The sequence below is a fragment of the Sphingobium sp. DN12 genome (genome assembly GCF_051058005.1).
In the GTDB taxonomy this organism is placed as follows: domain Bacteria; phylum Pseudomonadota; class Alphaproteobacteria; order Sphingomonadales; family Sphingomonadaceae; genus Sphingobium; species Sphingobium yanoikuyae.
Window position 1 is genome coordinate 4,751,947 of the sequence record NZ_CP173717.1, and the last position, 17,410, is coordinate 4,769,356.

At 66.1% G+C, this 17,410-nt stretch carries 16 protein-coding genes; 8 read left to right on the forward strand and 8 right to left on the reverse strand.

From position 1 onward, the window contains the following. Positions 1-55: 55 nt before the first annotated feature. From ACI6S0_RS22635 to ACI6S0_RS22645, 3 genes are read right to left on the reverse strand one after another with little or no spacing between them, the layout of a single operon-like run. Positions 56-211, reverse strand: a complete 156-nt coding sequence (locus tag ACI6S0_RS22635) for a hypothetical protein (protein WP_004210133.1) — start codon at positions 209-211, stop codon at positions 56-58. A gap of 18 nt (positions 212-229) precedes the next feature. Next, the gene (locus tag ACI6S0_RS22640; RefSeq protein WP_434404425.1) at positions 230-940 is read right to left on the reverse strand and encodes a hypothetical protein; all 711 of its coding nucleotides are present in this window, start codon (positions 938-940) and stop codon (positions 230-232) included. 40 nt (positions 941-980) lie between these two features. Next, positions 981-2,192 carry a toxic anion resistance protein gene (locus ACI6S0_RS22645; protein WP_434404426.1) on the reverse strand — a complete coding sequence of 404 codons (1,212 nt, stop codon included), beginning with the start codon at positions 2,190-2,192 and terminating at the stop codon, positions 981-983. 154 nt (positions 2,193-2,346) lie between these two features. On the opposite strand from ACI6S0_RS22645, the gene ACI6S0_RS22650 reads away from it, so the two are divergent. The 3 genes from ACI6S0_RS22650 to ACI6S0_RS22660 are packed head-to-tail and all read left to right on the forward strand — an operon-like array spanning position 2,347 to position 5,122. Further along, a complete protein-coding gene (locus ACI6S0_RS22650; RefSeq protein ID WP_434404427.1) occupies positions 2,347-2,676 on the forward strand; it encodes a DUF485 domain-containing protein in 330 nt (109 codons plus the stop codon). Then, positions 2,673-4,379: a cation acetate symporter gene (locus ACI6S0_RS22655; protein ID WP_434404428.1), complete on the forward strand. Its 1,707-nt coding sequence runs from the start codon at positions 2,673-2,675 to the stop codon at positions 4,377-4,379. Before ACI6S0_RS22650 ends, ACI6S0_RS22655 begins: the two co-directional genes overlap by 4 nt. 44 nt (positions 4,380-4,423) lie before the next feature. Next, the gene (locus ACI6S0_RS22660; protein ID WP_434404430.1) at positions 4,424-5,122 is read left to right on the forward strand and encodes a DUF899 family protein; all 699 of its coding nucleotides are present in this window, start codon (positions 4,424-4,426) and stop codon (positions 5,120-5,122) included. A 110-nt stretch (positions 5,123-5,232) separates the two neighbouring features. On the opposite strand, the gene ACI6S0_RS22665 is transcribed toward ACI6S0_RS22660, so the two are convergent. Beyond that, on the reverse strand, positions 5,233-6,792 hold the full coding sequence (locus ACI6S0_RS22665) for a S10 family peptidase (protein WP_434404432.1): 1,560 nt from the start codon (positions 6,790-6,792) through the stop codon (positions 5,233-5,235). A 221-nt stretch (positions 6,793-7,013) separates the two neighbouring features. Between ACI6S0_RS22665 and typA the strand changes: the two genes are divergently transcribed. The 3 genes from typA (at position 7,014) to ACI6S0_RS22680 (ending at position 10,392) form a co-directional block, all read left to right on the forward strand. Then, a complete protein-coding gene (typA, locus tag ACI6S0_RS22670) occupies positions 7,014-8,831 on the forward strand; it encodes a translational GTPase TypA (RefSeq protein WP_010339276.1) in 1,818 nt (605 codons plus the stop codon). Between the two features lie 107 nt (positions 8,832-8,938). Then, positions 8,939-9,109, forward strand: coding sequence for a hypothetical protein (locus ACI6S0_RS22675; protein WP_004210141.1), 171 nt, complete (start codon positions 8,939-8,941; stop codon positions 9,107-9,109). Between the two features lie 107 nt (positions 9,110-9,216). After that, positions 9,217-10,392, forward strand: a complete 1,176-nt coding sequence (locus ACI6S0_RS22680; RefSeq protein WP_434404433.1) for a hypothetical protein — start codon at positions 9,217-9,219, stop codon at positions 10,390-10,392. Here ACI6S0_RS22680 and ACI6S0_RS22685 read toward each other — a convergent pair. The 4 genes from ACI6S0_RS22685 to ACI6S0_RS22700 all read right to left on the reverse strand — a co-directional run bounded on the left by ACI6S0_RS22685 (position 10,389) and on the right by ACI6S0_RS22700 (position 14,790). Continuing rightward, the gene (locus ACI6S0_RS22685) at positions 10,389-11,741 is read right to left on the reverse strand and encodes a sensor histidine kinase (RefSeq protein ID WP_434404434.1); all 1,353 of its coding nucleotides are present in this window, start codon (positions 11,739-11,741) and stop codon (positions 10,389-10,391) included. The two genes, ACI6S0_RS22680 and ACI6S0_RS22685, sit on opposite strands and share 4 nt — an antisense overlap. A gap of 8 nt (positions 11,742-11,749) precedes the next feature. Next, positions 11,750-12,511, reverse strand: a complete 762-nt coding sequence (locus ACI6S0_RS22690) for a response regulator (protein WP_004210145.1) — start codon at positions 12,509-12,511, stop codon at positions 11,750-11,752. A gap of 14 nt (positions 12,512-12,525) precedes the next feature. Then, entirely contained in the window at positions 12,526-13,428 is a 903-nt protein-coding gene (locus ACI6S0_RS22695; RefSeq protein ID WP_434404435.1) for an intradiol ring-cleavage dioxygenase, read from the reverse strand. A 114-nt stretch (positions 13,429-13,542) separates the two neighbouring features. Then, the gene (locus ACI6S0_RS22700) at positions 13,543-14,790 is read right to left on the reverse strand and encodes an MFS transporter (RefSeq protein WP_434404437.1); all 1,248 of its coding nucleotides are present in this window, start codon (positions 14,788-14,790) and stop codon (positions 13,543-13,545) included. 161 nt (positions 14,791-14,951) lie between these two features. Here ACI6S0_RS22700 and ACI6S0_RS22705 point away from each other — a divergent pair, with 161 nt between their 5' ends. Beyond that, positions 14,952-16,265 carry a NupC/NupG family nucleoside CNT transporter gene (locus ACI6S0_RS22705; RefSeq protein WP_004210148.1) on the forward strand — a complete coding sequence of 438 codons (1,314 nt, stop codon included), beginning with the start codon at positions 14,952-14,954 and terminating at the stop codon, positions 16,263-16,265. A gap of 66 nt (positions 16,266-16,331) precedes the next feature. After that, entirely contained in the window at positions 16,332-17,387 is a 1,056-nt protein-coding gene (locus ACI6S0_RS22710; protein ID WP_161732199.1) for a DUF1176 domain-containing protein, read from the forward strand. Positions 17,388-17,410: the final 23 nt, after the last annotated feature.

Here is a 17,410-nt window from a genome sequence, read left to right on the forward strand (position 1 = left end):
AGGCAGTGTGGATGTGCCGGAGGCAGGCGGGATCGCCGGCCGCCGGCACAGGCTGTCAGCCCCGCCGTCGCCAGCGCCGGAACAGCGATAGCCCCAGCACCCCGCCGCCCACCACGGCCGCGATCGCGCCGCCGGCCGAGGCCAGCGCCCAGGCCCCGGCGGCCAGCAGGCCCGTCAGGAAATCGACGATGATGAGGGTGAGGTGGATCATGCAGGAAGGAAGACGGCGCTAGGCGCCAAGTTCCTTCGCCTCCTGATATTTCAGCTCCAGAAAACGATTCTGGGTCGCCAGCTTGTCGAGATCGCCGCTCGCCAGTTGCTCGCTCATCCGGCCGATCTCGGCGTCGATCACCGACAGTCCCTCGATCAGCTGCTTCTCGGGCACGCGGCCATTGCGTTCCTCGCGCCGCAGCGGCGCGGGGATCGACTGATAGCCGGTGACCAGTTCGGGCAGATGATCGGCCAGCAGCTTGCGAATCTCGTGTGCGGCCGGATCCTGCTCGCCCAGCCGTTCAAGCTGCGGCGCCAGCGTCTCCAGCTTGACGCCGATGCTGTCGACCAGGGTGACCGCCGGCGCGGGCAGCGCCTTGCGCTGATTTTCCAGCCAGATTTCGGTCTTCAGCGGCAGGGCGGTCAACGCCGTGTCCGCCAGCTTGTCCGGGCTGACCGCCCGCTCGCCCGGCAGCAGCGCGAAGAACAATGTGGTGACCAGCAGCAGGCCAAGAACGATCATCACGCCACTGGTGCCCAGCGGCATGAACCAGCCGGCGACCATGGCCGCAATGATGATCGCGAAGGCGGCGCCAGCGATCCGGCCCAGCCGCCGCATGATCGATGCGTTGCGCCGTTCGCGCGCACGACTGGTCAGGCTCTGGCCGCGCTCGCTATGGCGGCGCAGCACCGCCTCGGCATCGGCCAGCACGCGGTCGGACCGGCTCATGCCATCAACTCCGGGAAAAGGGGCAGGGTGGGGCGCATCCTTATCCCTCGATCGCGCTCAGCAGCGGGTTTTCCGCGCGCGCTTCCTTGGCGGCCTGGGCCTGGCCCTCGGACCGGGCGATATAGCCCTTGGACTTTTCCACCTCGCTCGACAGCACAGTGACCGTCGTCTTCATATTCTCCAGCGCCTTGAGCTTGAACGTGTCGATATTGTCCATCGTGTCGTAGATATTCTGGAAGGCACGCTGCAGCGTCTCGATCGGGATCGTGCTGCTGGCGGCCTGCTCATGAATCTGCGCGGTCTGGCTCTTGAGCAGTTCGCCGGTCGAATCGATGATATTGGCGGTCGTGGTGTTGAGCGCGGTGATCTGTTCCAGCACCAGCCGCTGGCCAACCAGCGCCTGCGCCACGGTCACGGCGGTGCGCAGCGCGGCGACGGTGGTGGTGCTGGCGCGGTCGACGCCCTTCACCAGCTCGACATTATTCTTCTTCACCAGGTCCAGCGCCAGATAGCCCTGCACCGTGACCGCCATCTGGGTCAGCAGGTCCTGGGTGCGCTGGCGGATGTAGAAGAGCGCGCTCTCGCGGATCGCCTTGGCCTTGGTCGGATCGGTCGAATCCAGCTCCAGCGCCTTGGACTCGAGGCGCGCGTCCATGGTCTTGCTGATGTGGATCATCTGCTCCAGCTTGCCCATGGTCTGCCACATATTCTGGCGTTCCACGTCGATCGCGGCATTATCCTTGATCAGCACGTCCTTGCCGCTGGCGAGGCTGCCCAGGATCGAGTTGATATGCGTCTGGCTCGACTTGTAGCTGTCGAAATAGTCGCGCATCTTGTTGCCGAACGGGATGATGCCGAACAGCTTCTTGGGCGCGGTCAGGCTGCCGCGCTTGCCCGGATCCAGATCCTCGACCGTGCGGCGCAGTTCAGCCAGGTCCGCACCGACCTTATTGTCGCTGTCCATTGCCCGCACCGGCCGATCGAGGAAGCGGTTGCTGTGTCCGGCGGCCTCGGCAATTTCCTTGCGACCCATATTGGTCAACTGGTCGACGCGCTGGCCGAAGGCGGGGGAGTTGGCGTCCTGCGCCACCAGATCGTCGATGAAGGCATCGACCTTCTCGTCCAGCTTGGATCGCTTGTCGTCGTCGATCGGCACCAGCCCCGCCGCCTTTTCGGGCGCGACCACCGGCACCGGGTCGGGCGGCGTGAGGTTCAGCGTATCAGCGGTCGCGGTCGGCGCGGTCGAAGCCATGTCATCTCCCAGGGGCCAGATCGGCCTTACTGTCATATGTGCATAAAACGGTAAGGCTGCAAGTCTCTCTCCGTGCAGATATAGGCGCTCGGGCCATGCCATTGCAATCGCTCGCCGCCCGGTTAGCATGGCGGTCAAGAACAGGGGAGCATGGATGACGCAAGAGGCTGGGCGCCCGGACGAGGCGCTGATCGCGGCGGTGGGGGCCGATCCCCGCTATATCGAACTGGTGGCGCGGCGGGCGCGGCTGGGCTGGTGGCTGTCGGCGATCATCTTCACCGCCTTTGTCGGCTATCTGGCGCTGATCGCCTTTGACAAGGCGCTGCTGGGCAGGCCGATCGGCAACGGCGTCACTTCGATCGGCATTCCGATCGGTCTGGGCCTCATCCTGCTCGCGATAGTCTTGACCGGCCTCTATGTCGCCTATGCCAACCGGCATCATGATGCGCAGATGGCCGCCATCCTCAAGGATCATGGCGCATGAGGGCGCGGCTTGCCGGCGCGCTCGCCCCCGTTCTTGCCCTGATGCCCGCTCCCGCCTTCGCCGCCGCGCTGGAGGGGGAGGCGCAGCGTCAGCCGATCAACTGGGTGGCGATCGCGATGTTCGTCGCCTTTGTCGGCCTGACCCTGTGGATAACCAAGGCGGCGGCCGCGCGCACCCGCACCGCGTCGGACTTCTACACCGCCGGCGGCGGCATCAGCGGCTTCCAGAACGGGCTCGCCATGGCGGGCGACTATATGTCCGCCGCCTCCTTCCTCGGCATATCGGCGCAGATCTTCACCGACGGCTATGATGGCCTCATCTACTCCACCGGCTTCCTGGTCGGCTGGCCGATCCTCTTGTTCCTGATGGCGGAGCGGCTGCGCAACCTTGGCCGCTTCACCTTTGCCGATGTCGCCTCCTACCGTTTCGCCCAGCCGCCGGTGCGCAGCTTCGCGGCGGTTTCCACGCTACTGGTGGTCAGCTTCTACCTGATCGCCCAGATGGTGGGGGCGGGGCAGCTCATCAAATTGCTGTTCGGCCTGCCCTATGCGGTGGCGGTGGTGATCGTCGGCGCGCTGATGATGCTCTATGTGCTGTTCGGCGGCATGCGCGCGACCACCTGGGTCCAGATCATCAAGGCGGTGCTGCTGCTCGGCGGCGCCAGCTTCATGGCGCTGATGGTGCTGGCCCAGTTCGGCTTCTCGCTCGAAGCGCTGTTCGCCCGCGCGGTCGCGGTGAAGAGTGCGGCCGCGCAGGCCGCCGGCGCCACCCCGGCCGAAGCCGCGGCAAAGGGTCGGGCGATCATGGCGCCAGGCGGCTTCATCAAGGATCCGGTCTCGGCCATTTCCTTCGGCCTCGCGCTGATGCTGGGCACGGCCGGCCTGCCGCATATCTTGATGCGCTTCTTCACCGTCCCGGATGCCAAGGAAGCCCGCAAGTCGGTGCTGTGGGCCACCGGCTGGATCGGCTATTTCTATATCCTCACCTTCATCATCGGCTTCGGCGCGATCATCCTGGTCGGCACCGACGCCGGCTACAAGATGGCCGACGGCACACTGCGCGGCGGCGGCAATATGGCGGCGATCCATCTCGCCCATGCGGTCGGCGGCAACGCCTTCCTCGGCTTCATCTCGGCCGTGGCCTTCGCGACGATCCTGGCGGTGGTGGCGGGGCTCACCTTGTCGGCCGCCTCGGCGGTCAGTCATGACCTCTACGCCACGGTGCTGAAACAGGGCCGCGCCAACTCGGCCGACGAACTGCGCGTGTCGCGGATCACGACCCTGGCGCTCGGCGCACTGGCGGTGCTGCTGGGGCTGGTGTTCGAGAAGCAGAATGTCGCCTTCATGGTCAGCCTCGCCTTCGCGCTCGCCGCGTCCGGCAATTTCCCGGTGCTGATCCTGTCGCTGCTGTGGAGCGGCTGCACCACCCGTGGCGCAGCCTGGGGCGGCACCATCGGGCTGCTGACGGCCTTCGTCCTGACGCTCCTGTCGCCGGCGGTGTGGACCGCCACCTTCGGCCTTGGGCCGGCGCCTTTCCCCTATAGCTCGGCGGCGATCTTCTCGGTTCCGGCCGGCTTCATCGCCATCTGGCTGATCTCCCGGCTCGACCGCTCGCCCCGCGCGGCGGTGGACAAGGCGGGCTATCCGGCCCAGCGGGTGCGGGCGGAAACCGGCATCGGCGCCTTCGCCGCCAGCGACCATTGAACCTTCTCCTCCCGCGCCGCGTTCGGCGCGGGAGGAGAGAGGCCATGGACGAACAACTGACACCGGCCGCCGATATGGCGGCGCATCGCCGGCCGGCATTTCCGGGCGAAAGCGCGGACTATGCCAGGGCGCGGCAGCAACTGCTGGCGGCGGAGATCGACTTTCGCCGCCACATGACGCGCCTGACCGCCCAGCGCCAGGCGCTGCCGCCCGGTCCGCTGATCGAAAAGGATTATCGCTTCAAGGACGAACAGGGCTTCGAGGTCGGCCTGCTCGACCTGTTCGGCGACAAGGACGTGCTGGTCAGTTACTATTGGATGTACGGGCCGGAACGCGAGCGACCCTGCCCGATGTGTACCAACTGGATCGGCGCGGTCGATGGCAATGCCAACGATATCAAGCAGCGCGTCGCCTACAAGATACTGAGCCGCAGCCCGGTCGAACGGCAATTCGCTTTCGCGCAGGAGCGGGGCTGGCGCAACACCGACTTCATCCAGACGATCGGCGACGATTATGCCCGTGATCTCGACCTGCTCCAGCCGGACGGCGAATATCCTGCGCTGATCGTTTATCGCCGCGACGGCGATCAGGTGCGGCTCTTCTGGATGAGCGAGATGGGTCGGGAGATGGCCGATCCGGGCCAGGATCCCCGCGACGCGCCCGACATCGCCGCGCTCTGGTCGATCCTCGACCTGACGCCGCAAGGGCGGCCGGCCGACTGGTATCCGAAGCTGCGCTATTGACCCTCGCCGTCATCCCCGCGGAAGCGGGGATCCATCTCCCGACGATGCAATTATGCGCCAAGTCAGGAGATGGGTTCCCGCCTTCGCGGGAATGACGACGGGAAATCAGATCAGCGCGCGCCCTCGGCGTAATAGCGCTCCATGTCGAGGCGCATCTGGTGCAGCGCTTCCGGGTTCAGATAGACCATGTGGCCCGCCGGATAATATTTGAACTGCAGGTTCGGCCGCAGCGCCGGCTCCAGCATCATGTGCTTGAGGTCCCGTTCGGTCGAGAAGAAGGGCGTCGCCATGTCATAATAGCCATTGAGCGACAGCACGCGCAGATGCGGGTTGATGCGCATCGCGGTGCTGAGGTCGGCGGTGACGTCGGCGACATTCTGCTTGCGGCCCGACGGCGGCTCATGGCTCCAGTCCCAGTTGAAGGCGCCGCCCTCCCGCGCGCTCAGCCGATAGCTCAGCTCGGTCTGATAGCCGAGCTTGTTGGTCAGCTGATCGAGGAAGCTGCCGACATAGAGGCCGCTGATCGCGGTATCGGACGGATCATATTCGGGATCCTCGCCCGCCGCATCCTCGTCGATCCCCTTGTAGCGGCTGTCGAACCGGCCCAGCGTCTCGCGCCCGTCGCGCAGCAATTCCTTGCGGAAGCGGCTGAGGCTGACGCGCAGGTTTGCGCGCTTCAAATAATCGACCGACAGGCCGGTGAAGCGGCTCATCTGCTGGGCGACGGCTTCTTCCTCCTGGGCGCTGATGTCCTGGCCCTTCAGCAGCGCGGCGGCATAGGGGCCGTTGGCGAACTGGCGCGCTTCCTCGACAAAGGCTTCCAGGCTGGCCGGGCGGCCGCCGGGGACGCGGTTATGATACCAGGCGGTCGCCGCATAGCTGGGCAGATAGCCGATATGGATGGTGTCGAAGCCCGACTGGCGGATGCCATAGTTCATGATCGACGACAGCAGGATGACGCCGTTCAGCGCCATGCCGCGATCTTCCAGCTGATAGGCGAGCGCGCCCGATCGGGTGGTGCCATAGCTTTCGCCGAAAATATATTTGGGGTCGCCCCAGCGGCCATTCTTGGTGGTGTAGCGCAGGATCGCCTTGGCAAAGGCATCGACATCCTGGTCGACGCCATAGAAGTCGGCGCCCTTGGCATCGCCCAGCGGCCGCGAATAGCCCGATCCCACCGCATCCAGGAACACCATGTCGGTGCTGCCGATCAGGCTGTCGGGATTGGGGCCGACATCGAAGGGCGCGGGCGCGACCGCTTCGGGATTGCCGGTGCGGACATGATCGGGCGCAAAGCTGCCCATGCGCAGCCACAGCGAGGCCGAGCCGGGGCCGCCATTGTAGAAGAAGGTCAGCGGCCGATGCTTACCCGGCGCGGTATAGGCGGTGTAGAAGACGCTGGCGGTCGGCTTGCCCTGCGCATCGCGGATGGTCAGCGTACCGGCGGTCGCGGTGTAGGCGATCGACTTGCCGTCGACGCTGGCCGTGCCCTTGCTGGTCTTGGTCACTTCCTCGACCGGGGCGCTGGCCCAGTTCTTGGCGATCTCGTCCGCCGTCTGCTCGGCATGCTGCTTGGCCGCGTCGGGCGCGCCATCCTTCTGGGCGAGGGCAGGGTGGGACAGGGAAAGGGCGAGGAGGGAAGCAAAGCCAAGGGTGGCGGTCAGCCGCATGGGGTGTCCTTTTCTTTTCAGGGTGCGAACCTGACGCGGTGTCATAGGCGGCTGCCACAGCGGGGCAAGGGAAACATCATAACATGACAGGATATTCATCTGCGCTCCGGCCGATCCTTCCGCTCCCCTTGCCGCATCGCGTCATTTCCTGTAGGGGCGCGCCCGAAGCCTCTGCGCGGCCTTGTGTCGGCCAGGGGAGCCCCATATCCCAAAGGCAAGACATGTCCCTGCGTAATATCGCGATCATCGCGCACGTCGACCATGGCAAGACCACGCTCGTCGACCAGCTTTTCCGCCAGTCCGGCACCTTCCGCGACAACCAGCGCGTCGAAGAGCGCGCCATGGACTCGAACGACCTGGAAAAGGAACGCGGCATCACCATTCTGGCGAAGCCCACCTCGGTCGAATGGAACGGCACCCGCATCAACATCGTCGACACGCCCGGCCACGCCGACTTCGGCGGTGAAGTGGAGCGCATCCTCTCGATGGTCGACGGCGTGATCCTGCTGGTCGACTCGTCGGAAGGCGCGATGCCGCAGACCAAGTTCGTGACCGGCAAGGCGCTGGCGCTCGGTCTGAAGCCGATCGTCGTCGTCAACAAGGTCGACCGTCCCGACGAGCGCATCCAGGAAGTGCTGGACGAAGTGTTCGACCTGTTCGTGACGCTCGACGCCACCGACGAACAGCTCGACTTCCCCGTCCTCTACGCATCGGGCCGCAACGGCTATGCCAGCGAGGATTCGCAGCGCCGTGAAGGCACGCTGGAGCCGCTGTTCCAGAAGATCGTCGACCATGTCCCGCCGCCGTCGCTGGACCAGGATGCGCCGTTCAGCTTCCTCGTCACGCTGCTCGACCGCGACAACTTCCTGGGCCGTATCCTGACCGGCCGCGTCCAGTCGGGCACGGTCAAGGTCAACCAGCCGATCCACGCGCTGGACGCTGAAGGAAACGTGATCGAAACCGGCCGTGCGTCGAAGATCATGTCGTTCCAGGGTCTTGACCGCGTGCCGGTCGAGGAAGCCAAGGCTGGCGACATCATCTCGCTCGCCGGTCTGACCGTCGCGACCGTGGCCAACACCATCGCCGACCCGCAGGTCAGCGCGCCGATCAAGGCCCAGCCGATCGATCCGCCGACCCTGTCGATGCGCTTTGCCGTGAACGATTCGCCGATGGCGGGCCGTGAAGGCAGCAAGGTGACGAGCCGCATGATCCGCGATCGTCTGGCCCGCGAAGCCGAATCCAACGTCGCCATCAAGGTGACGGAATCGGACGACAAGGACAGCTTCGAAGTCGCCGGCCGTGGCGAACTGCAGCTGGGCGTGCTCATCGAAACCATGCGCCGCGAAGGCTTTGAACTGGGCATCTCGCGTCCGCGCGTGCTGTTCGGCGAAGACGAGAATGGCGGCAAGACCGAGCCTTACGAAACCGTCGTCATCGACGTCGATGATGAATTCTCGGGCACGGTCGTCGACAAGATGAACATCCGCAAGGCCGAGATGACCGACATGCGTCCCTCGGGCGGCGGCAAGACCCGCATCACCTTCTCCGCGCCCTCGCGCGGCCTGATCGGCTATCATGGCGAATTCCTGTCCGACACGCGCGGCACCGGCATCATGAACCGCCTGTTCGAGAAGTACGGCCCCCACAAGGGCAAGATCGAAGGTCGCAAGAATGGCGTCCTGATCTCGAACGGCGCCGGCGAAGCCAATGCCTATGCGCTGGGTCCGCTGGAAGATCGCGGCATCCTGTTCGTCGGCGTGGGTGAAGCCCTTTATGAAGGCATGATCATCGGCGAAAACGCCAAGCCGGAAGACCTCGAAGTCAACCCGATGAAGTCGAAGGCGCTGACCAACTTCCGCGCCAGCGGCAAGGACGACGCCGTCCGCCTGACCCCGCCGAAGAAGATGACGCTGGAACAGGCGATCGCCTACATTGACGACGATGAAATGGTCGAAGTCACGCCCAAGACCATCCGTCTGCGCAAGCGCTACCTCGATCCGAACGAGCGCAAGCGCATGAGCCGCTCGAAGGCCGCCTGATTTATCAGGGTGGCCCATATGCAGGCCGCCTGATTTTCAGGTAAGTAGGTTTCGAAAAGGGCCGGTGTCGCGAGGCGCCGGCCCTTTTCCTTTATCCAGGAGGCCCCATGGCCGATCTCTATCTCAAAGCGCTGGAATCCGAGCGGCGCAAGCTATGGGCGGAATGCCGTCTCAAGGGCCTGCCCAAGGGCACGCCGGAACGCGAGCGGATCGTCGAGATCGACGCGTTGCTGAAGGCGCACAAGGCCAAGAAGGACGGCAAGTCCGCCAACCCGTGAAGGCCGCCATTTTCCGGCCGGCTCAGCATAAATCCCGATAGGCGGGAAGGGCATGCTTCCTATCGTCGCGGTTCGGATGAGCCGAGGCGAAGCGGAAGGGCGTGCATGTGACCAACGAAGCGGAGGCGGAGGGGCACGACCTGTTCGAATGGGGGCCGCCGCGCGGGCTGCCCAGCCTTGTCCGCCTGTCGGTGCCGGCCCTGCCCACGGTGCGCGTCCGCGCCCTGCTTGCGCTGGCGGTCGGCTGGCTGCCGCTCCTGCTGCTCATCCTCGTCCTGCCGGGCCATGACCGGGCCGGCGACCTGCGCCACTTCCTGCGCGACGTCGGGGCACATGCCCGCTTCGCCTTTGCCGTGCCGCTCCTGCTGGTCGCCCATGTCGAAACCGCGCGGCGGCTGGGCGCGGTGGTGCGCCATTTCGCCATTTCCGGGTTGATCCCGCCCGATGCCGGGGGCGGATTGAAGGCCGAACTGGCCAGGGCGCGCGCGGCGGTGCGTGCGCCGGTCGCCGAACTGCTGGTGCTGCTCGCCGCCTATGCGTTCATCCTGTGGCTGTTTGCGACCGGCATTTCGAACCATGGCCTGCCGGCCTGGACCATCGCCGGGCCGGGGCGGCTATCGGCGGCCGGCTGGTGGCATATGCTGGTCAGCCTGCCGCTGCTGCTGACGCTGCTCATGGGCTGGCTCTGGCGCATCCTCATCTGGACGCGGCTGCTGCACAAGGTCGCGGCCATGGACCTGCGGCTGGTCGTCGCCCATCCCGACAATGCCGGCGGCCTGGGCTTTCTGGCCCAGTCGGTCCGGGCCTTCGGCACCTTTGCGCTGGGCATCGGCTGCATCACCGCGGGCCGCTTCGCCAACATCCATCTCCAGGGCGCAGCAACGCCGATGACCGGCGGCTTCCTGATCGGTGGCACGGTGGCGCTGGTGCTGCTGCTGTGCGTTGCGCCGCTCGGCGTGTTCCGCCCGGTCATGGCGCGGGCCTGGCGGCGCAACGCGATGCATTATGGCGCGCTGGCGGTGGCGCTGGGCCGGTCGTTCGAGGATCGCTGGTTCCACGGCAGCGCGAAGGAACAGCCCGATCTTCTCTCCGCGCCGGATTTTTCGGCGGCGGCCGACCTCTATGGCGTGGTGTCCAACGTCTATGCCATGCGCTTCCTGCCGGTCGACCTGCGCAGCCTGCTGATCCTGATCGCGGCGACGCTGGCACCTTTTCTGGTAGCGATGTTCCTGTCGATGCCGACCGCGATGGTGCTGCAGGAACTGAAGGGAATGATGCTCTAGCGGTCGAGCGGCAGGATCACCGTCGCCCGCAATCCGCCCTCGGCCCGGTTGGCAAAGCCGATGCTGCCCTCATGCCCTTCGGCGATGGTGCGCGCGATCGACAGGCCCAGGCCCACGCCGCCGGTCTCGCGATTGCGCGAGGCTTCGCCGCGATAGAAGGGCTCGCACAGCCGGTCGAGAATCTCGGGCGGAACGCCGGGGCCGGAATCGACCACATCGACGATCGCCCGGCTACCCTCGACGCGCAGGCTGACCCGCGCCGATCCGCCATAGCGCACCGCATTCTCGACCATGTTGCCGATGCAGCGGCGCAGCGCGAGCGCGTCCCCCTCTATCACCGCGCGCTGGCTGGCGGTGACGACGACGTCATGGCCCATGTCGGCCAGGTCGTCGGCCAGCGTCTCGACGATCGCCGACAGGTCGATGCGGGCGCGCTGGCGCCCTTCGGTCCCTTCGCGCATGAAGTCGAGCAGGTCGGTGACCATCGCCCGCATTTCCTGCACGTCCGCCTGCGCCTTGGCGCGCGGGCCGTCGGGCAATTGTTCCAGGCGGAAGGACAGGCGGGTCATCGGCGTGCGCAGGTCATGGGCGATCGCCACCAGCATGGCGGTGCGTTCCGACACATAATCGGCGATCCGCGCACGCATGTGATTATAGGCGATGCCCATGGCACGCACCTCGGGCGGGCCGCCGATCGGCAGCGGCTCGGCCCGTTCGGGGCGCTCGCGCGCGGCGCCTTCGGCCAGCAGGCGGATCGGCTGGGTGATGCGCCGCGCCACCCAATAGGCCGGCAACAGCAGCAGGATGAAGATGCCCGCCATCAGCGACAGAGTGATCGCATACCAACGCCAGTTCGGCCCCTGCCGCCCCAGCAGCACCGACCAGTTCTTGCCATCCTCGCGCACGGCCAGGGCAAAGTTGCCGCGCAGCATCATCCGGCCGGGGTCGAACTCCATGCCCATGTCGGGCCGGGGCTCGCCTTCCGGTCCGGGACGCGGCATGCCGATCGGCGGCCGTTCCTGGATCAGCGCCACCGCATTGGCCGGCACGCCCAGCAGACCGGCAATGCGCTCGGCCCCCGCACGGTTGCTTTCCTGCCCGGCGTCGGCCGTGGGCGCGCGATCGGATTGATAGCGGCTGATCTGCCAGCTTCCGGGCGGCTGGGTGCCGCCGCGCAGCAGGCCGGTCGCCTCCACCAGCATCATCGGCCGGGCATGGGGCGGGGGGCCGCGAAAGGCGACCAGCATCATCGCGCCCAGCGCCAGCAACAGGGTGGCGGCGACCAGAAAGACGATCCGCGTCAGGATCGAGGGATTGTAGCGCCCCCGCTCGCCGGCGCCCGGCAGCATCGCCGGGCTCACGCCGGGCGGACCTCGGCGGTGAACATATAGCCTTCGTTGCGGATCGTGCGGACCAGCTCGTCGCCCATCTCGCCACGTTCCAGCTTGCGGCGCAGCCGGCTGACCTGGACATCGATCGCCCGGTCATAGCTTTCCGCGTCGCTGCCGGCCGAATAGTCGAGCAACTGGTCGCGGCTCAGCACCCGGCGCGGATGCTCGATGAAGGCGCGCAGCAGGCGGAACTCGCCATCGGTCAAGGTGACGACGACATTGTCAGGATCGGTCAGCAGGCGCACGCCCATGTCGACCTGCCAGCCGGCAAAGCGCAGCCGCTGTCCGGCGGGCACCTGCGGTTCCGATGTCTGGCGGCGATTGCGGCGCAGCACGGTGCGGACGCGGGCGAGCAGTTCGCGCGGATTGCACGGCTTGGGCAGATAATCCTCCGCCCCCATTTCCAGCCCGACGATCCGGTCGATATCGCCGCCGATCGCCGACAGCATGATGATCGGCAGGTCGCCGCTCGCGGCCAGCCGCCGCAGGATCGACAGCCCGTCCTCGCCCGGCATCATCACGTCCAGCACGGCGATGTCGAATGTCTGCGCCGCCAGCGCCTGATCCATCGCCACGCCGTCCGCGACCGCGGTCACGGCAAAGCCATGCTGCTCCAGAAAATCCGACAACAGGATGCGGATGTCCGCATCATCGTCGACCACCAATATGCGCGATCCGTCCATATTGGCGGTCAGCATATCGATTGAAGGCGATCCCTGCAAAGTCATCCGCATAATTCCTGTCAGATGGCGATGCCGACCGTCACCGTGCCGGTGAAGCCATTGGTCGTATCGCCGGTCATGGTGGGCGTCATCGCCGCGACCTGGGCCGACGTGTTGTCGCCGAACACATTGTCGCTGCTGGTGGTGATCTTGGCGAAATTGGTCTTGCTGCTGGAATAGCCGCTGGTCGCATAGACCGTATTGCAGGCCGCCGTCGGCATCGCGAACTGCGACGTCAGCACGCGATTGGCATAGCTGGTCGCCTTGGCGAGGCTGGGATAGACCTCGAAATGGATATGCGGGTAGCGCCCGTCATAGCAGCCGGGGAAGATGCTGGTGAAGGTCACCTGGCCATTGGCGTCGGTCACGCCCACGCCGCGCAGGTAATTTTCGCCCGGCACGGTATAGAGCGAATAGAGGCCGTCGCGGGTGCAATGCCAGATATAGACGGCATAGCCCTCCAGCGGCGCGCAGCTGCCATTGACGTTCACCACCGTGATGGTGAGCTGCATATAGATGCCCTCGGCGGTGCCGCTCGACGATCCGAAGCTCGACCGGATGTCGGTGCGCACGATGCCGGTGTCGTCCAGCACATTGACCACGCTGCCATTGCTGCTGTTGGATCCGTCCGCCGGATAGGGGCCGTTGGTCTCTTCCGGATCGGCGATGCAGGTGCTCGACGTCGGGGTCGGCGTGGGTGTGGGCGTCGGGGTAGGGGTGGGCGTCGGCGTGGCGGTCGACGTGTCACTATCGCTGTCACTGCCGCCGCCACCACAGGCGGTGATCAGCGCGGCGCTGCCGGCCGAAAAGAGCAGGCGCAACGTGCGGCGCCGGCCCATCGCCTCGCCGGCCAGCTTGCGCATCTGCGCCAGGTCATCGGCCAGGCCATGGCCATGGTCGTCATGCGCGCCATCCTGCATCATCTCGCTCTACCCTTCTGTCGTCTGTGGACTGTCAGAAGGGCAGGACTAGGCGCGCCATATATCCTCGCGATGTCTCGACGTGGCGGCTTTGTAGCGCTTTATGTCAATGCCCCCTCAATGGCCTCGCGGCCGGGCAAAGGCCGGGCGCGGCAGGCTGGCAAGCGCCAGGCTGCTACCGACCATCAGGACAAGCGTTATCCACAGGAAGGGCGCATAATTGCCGAAGCGGTCGAAAATCGCCGACGCGCCCAATGGCCCGGTGGCGGTGCCGACCGACAGTGCCATCAGCAGCCCGCCATAAAGGCCGCCAAAGGTCTTGAGGCCGAAATGCTGGGTGGTGAGATAGACGATCACGTCGACTTCCGCGCCCAATGTCAGGCCGATCAGCGCGGCCGCCGCGATCAGCAGCGCGACATTGTTTCCGGCGCCCAGCAACAACAGGCTGGCGGCCGCCGGCAGCAGGAAGACGCCGGCACCGACCAGCGATCCGCGGAACCGGTCGAGCAGCAGCCCGGTCGCCAGCCGGCCGATGATCGAGCAAAGGCCCACGACCGAGGCTATGCCGGCCGCCCGCATCGGGTCCGCGCCGCGATCGGTCAGGATCGGCACGAAATGCACGACCAGCGCGATGATGGTGAAGGTGAAGAGCAGGCTGGCGAGCAGCAGGCGATGATAGATGGAGGAGCGCACCCCTTCTGCCAGCGTGGCGCCGATAGCGGGTGCCGCAGCGGTGGCCGCAACGGCCTCGCCGCGCCGCCGATCACGCGCGCCGCGAAAGAAGAGGAAGATCAGCGGGAAGCTGCACGCCGCCCAGATCGCCGCCTGGATCGGCGCGGCGCGTTGCCAGCCATAATGGCCGATCAGCCAGCTGCCCATCAGCGGAAAGATGGCGACCGCGATCGATGCGCCGCACAGGGTGATGGCAAAGGCCAGGCCGCGTGACGCCTCGAACCGGGTGGCGACGGCGCTGGTCCAGATCGTCGCCTGCACCGGCAGGGTCGCGAGCGCCAGCAGCGCCCAGAGCAAATACCATTGGCCGGGGCTGCCGGTCGCCGTGCCCAGCAGGGCAAAGGCGCCACAGGTCAGCAGCACGCCGACCAGTCCGAAGACGCGCGGCCCCAGCCGGTCGACCATCAGGCCGATCGGCACGGAAAAGACAGCCTGGACCAGGGTGGACAGGGTCAGGCCCACCGTCACCTGCGTCCGCGTCCAGCCGAACTGGTCGCTGATCGGCTGGATATAGGGGCCAAGCCCATAGATATGGACGACGCTGGTGGCATAGCCGAGCGCGGCCGCGATCGGCAGCATATAATGGCGCCGCCATTCCGTAGCGGCACCGGGCTTGTCGGTTTCCATCAGCATCGCCTCTCCCCATCGCATCTTCTGTGTCCTCATGGTTCTGATCGATTTGCCGACAAAAAGCGAGGTTATCTCATTTATATCGCGGGGCGGGATTCCCTGCTGGTTTCCGCGCGCTGGCCCTGTATAGTCGCGCGGTTTGCCCATTCCCGCGAAAGCGCTTCATGCATCTTCTTATCGGCCTCGCCGGCATATTGCTGATTCTTGCCATTGCCTTTGCCCTCTCTTCCAACCGCCGCGCGATCCGGCTGCGCGTGGTCGGCGCGGCCTTCCTGCTGCAGGCGGGGATCGCACTGCTGGTGCTCTATGTCCCAGCCGGACGCGCCATCATCGCGGGCATGTCGCACGGCGTCGCCAATCTGCTGGGCTATGCGCAGGCGGGGACCAATTTCATCTTCGGCCCGCTGGCGAAGCCCGAAATCGGCGGCGCCAGCTTCGCCATCGCCGCGCTGCCGGTGATCATCTTCTTCGCCAGCCTGGTGTCGATCCTCTATTATCTGGGCATCATGCAGTTCATCGTCCGCTGGGTCGGCGGCGCGATCGAGAAGGTGACGGGCGTGTCGAAGGTGGAAAGCCTGTGCGCCGCCGCCAATATCTTCGTCGGCCAGAGCGAAAGCCCGCTGGTGATCCGTCCCTATCTTGCCGGCCTCAACGGGCCGCAGCTGTTCGCGGTGATGACCAGCGGCATGGCGGGCGTCGCCGGCACGATCCTGGCCGCTTATGCTTCGATGGGGATCAAGATCGACTATCTGCTCGCGGCCAGCTTCATGGCGGCGCCCGGCGGCCTGCTGATGGCCAAGATCATGATGCCCGACGAGCCGGAATGCGAACCGGAACTGCCGCTGGAGGATGATATCCACCTGCCCGAAACGCGCCGTGCGGCTGCGGTCGCGGCGGTGCTGAACGCGGAAACCACGCCGGGCGAACCCATGCCCGTCGCCACCCATGACGAGGAAAAGCCCGCCAACATCATCATGGCGGCGGCGCAGGGCGCCCAGACCGGCGTCAAGCTGGCCGTCGCCGTCGGCGCCATGGTGCTGGCCTTCGTCGCGCTGGTGGCGCTCGCCAACGGCATCCTTGGCGGCATCGGCGGCATCTTCGGCTATCCCGAACTCAGCTTCCAGCAACTGCTCGGCTATGTTTTCTCGCCGGTCATGTATCTGCTCAACATCCCCTGGAACGAGGCGCAGGTAGCCGGCGGCCTGTTCGGCACCAAGGTCGTGCTCAACGAATTCGTCGCCTATATCAACCTTGGCCAGGTGCAGGACGGCCTGTCGCCCTCGACTATCGCCATCATCACCTTCGCGCTGTGTGGTTTCGCCAATTTCAGCTCGATCGCGATCCAGATGGCGGTGACCGGCAATCTTGCCCCCAATCAGCGGCCGATGATCGCCAAGCTGGGGCTGAAGGCGCTGGTCGCCGGCAGCCTGGCCAATCTGATGAGCGCGGCGCTGGCCGGGTTGATGTTAAGCCTTTAACCAAATCATTTCGATTACTTAACAGAGGCTCTACCCCCGGCTTAACAAATCGGTTATGGTTAACCGATGGGGGAACTTAGATTTTTCGCGGCCGTCTTAACGGCCATCGGCACCATTGGCATGGCAACGGCGCAGACCAACGCGCCCGCGCCCAAGCCTGGCACGCTTGAAACTTACAAGGACTGGACCATCGGTTGCGACAACCGCAACCGGTGCGAGGCGGTGTCGCTGCTGCCCGGCAGCGATTGGCCCGACAATCCGGTGATGGTCGGTGTTGCCCGTTCGGCTGGTCCCGATGCTGCGGCCGAAGTCTGGGTCAGCCGCGATGCCAAGGGTTCCTCCGACGTCAGCTTCCTGGTCGACGGCCGCAAGGTCGCGACGGTGACCGCGCGCGATGGCGACGCCACCCTGCGCGGGCCGCAGGCGTCGGCGCTGGCGATCGCGATGGCGCGCGGCAGCACGATGGAAGTGCGCACCGGCAACCGGTCGCTCGGTCGTCCCTCGCTCGCGGGCGCGGGCGCGGCGATCCGCTACATGGATGCGCGCCAGGGTCGGGCCGGCACCACCACAGCGCTGGTCGCGACCGGGCCGCTCGGGCCGCTGGCGGTGCGGGTCGCGCCGCCGACGCCGGCGATCCATCGCGCGATCATCGCGGCGGGCGATGCCCCGGCCGCGCTGTGGCGCGAGGAGCGGACCGCGCTCGGCAAGTTCACCGGCTGCACCGACGAGATGGCCAATGGCCAGTCCGAACTGCATCGCCTGTCGAAGAATGACACGCTGATCCTGGTCCCCTGTGGCTCTGGCGCCTATAATTTTACTACTGTGCCGGTGATCGCCAGCGGCATTCCGGGCCGCCGCAGCTTCCGCTTCGCGCCGTTCGACTATGCGCCCGGCTGGGGCACGGAGGAGATCGGCCATCCCACCCTGGTCAATGCCGGCTGGGCGCCCGAAAAGTCGCTGTTGCAAAGCTTCGCCAAGGGGCGCGGCATCGGCGATTGCGGCACCAGCCAGACCTATGTCTGGGATGGCAGCCGCTTCCGCCTGACCGAAGCGACCAGCATGGGTGAATGCCGTGGCGCCTGGCGCTGGATCCCCGTCTGGACCGCGCAGGTGGTCGAATAGGACGCAGCTGCAATAGGAAAATT

Excerpts from the sequence above, each read along its gene's own strand:
- ACI6S0_RS22635 (WP_004210133.1), bottom strand. The coding sequence starts at position 211 with ATGATCCACCTCACCCTCATCATCGTCGATTTCCTGACGGGCCTGCTG.
- ACI6S0_RS22685 (WP_434404434.1), bottom strand. The coding sequence starts at position 11,741 with ATGCTGCCGGGCGCCGGCGAGCGGGGGCGCTACAATCCCTCGATCCTG.
- ACI6S0_RS22690 (WP_004210145.1), bottom strand. The coding sequence starts at position 12,511 with ATGACTTTGCAGGGATCGCCTTCAATCGATATGCTGACCGCCAATATG.
- typA (WP_010339276.1), top strand. The coding sequence starts at position 7,014 with ATGTCCCTGCGTAATATCGCGATCATCGCGCACGTCGACCATGGCAAG.
- ACI6S0_RS22675 (WP_004210141.1), top strand. The coding sequence starts at position 8,939 with ATGGCCGATCTCTATCTCAAAGCGCTGGAATCCGAGCGGCGCAAGCTA.
- ACI6S0_RS22700 (WP_434404437.1), bottom strand. The coding sequence starts at position 14,790 with ATGCTGATGGAAACCGACAAGCCCGGTGCCGCTACGGAATGGCGGCGC.
- ACI6S0_RS22655 (WP_434404428.1), top strand. The coding sequence starts at position 2,673 with ATGAGGGCGCGGCTTGCCGGCGCGCTCGCCCCCGTTCTTGCCCTGATG.
- ACI6S0_RS22695 (WP_434404435.1), bottom strand. The coding sequence starts at position 13,428 with ATGATGCAGGATGGCGCGCATGACGACCATGGCCATGGCCTGGCCGAT.
- ACI6S0_RS22645 (WP_434404426.1), bottom strand. The coding sequence starts at position 2,192 with ATGGCTTCGACCGCGCCGACCGCGACCGCTGATACGCTGAACCTCACG.
- ACI6S0_RS22710 (WP_161732199.1), top strand. The coding sequence starts at position 16,332 with ATGGGGGAACTTAGATTTTTCGCGGCCGTCTTAACGGCCATCGGCACC.
- ACI6S0_RS22650 (WP_434404427.1), top strand. The coding sequence starts at position 2,347 with ATGACGCAAGAGGCTGGGCGCCCGGACGAGGCGCTGATCGCGGCGGTG.
- ACI6S0_RS22665 (WP_434404432.1), bottom strand. The coding sequence starts at position 6,792 with ATGCGGCTGACCGCCACCCTTGGCTTTGCTTCCCTCCTCGCCCTTTCC.
- ACI6S0_RS22640 (WP_434404425.1), bottom strand. The coding sequence starts at position 940 with ATGAGCCGGTCCGACCGCGTGCTGGCCGATGCCGAGGCGGTGCTGCGC.
- ACI6S0_RS22705 (WP_004210148.1), top strand. The coding sequence starts at position 14,952 with ATGCATCTTCTTATCGGCCTCGCCGGCATATTGCTGATTCTTGCCATT.
- ACI6S0_RS22660 (WP_434404430.1), top strand. The coding sequence starts at position 4,424 with ATGGACGAACAACTGACACCGGCCGCCGATATGGCGGCGCATCGCCGG.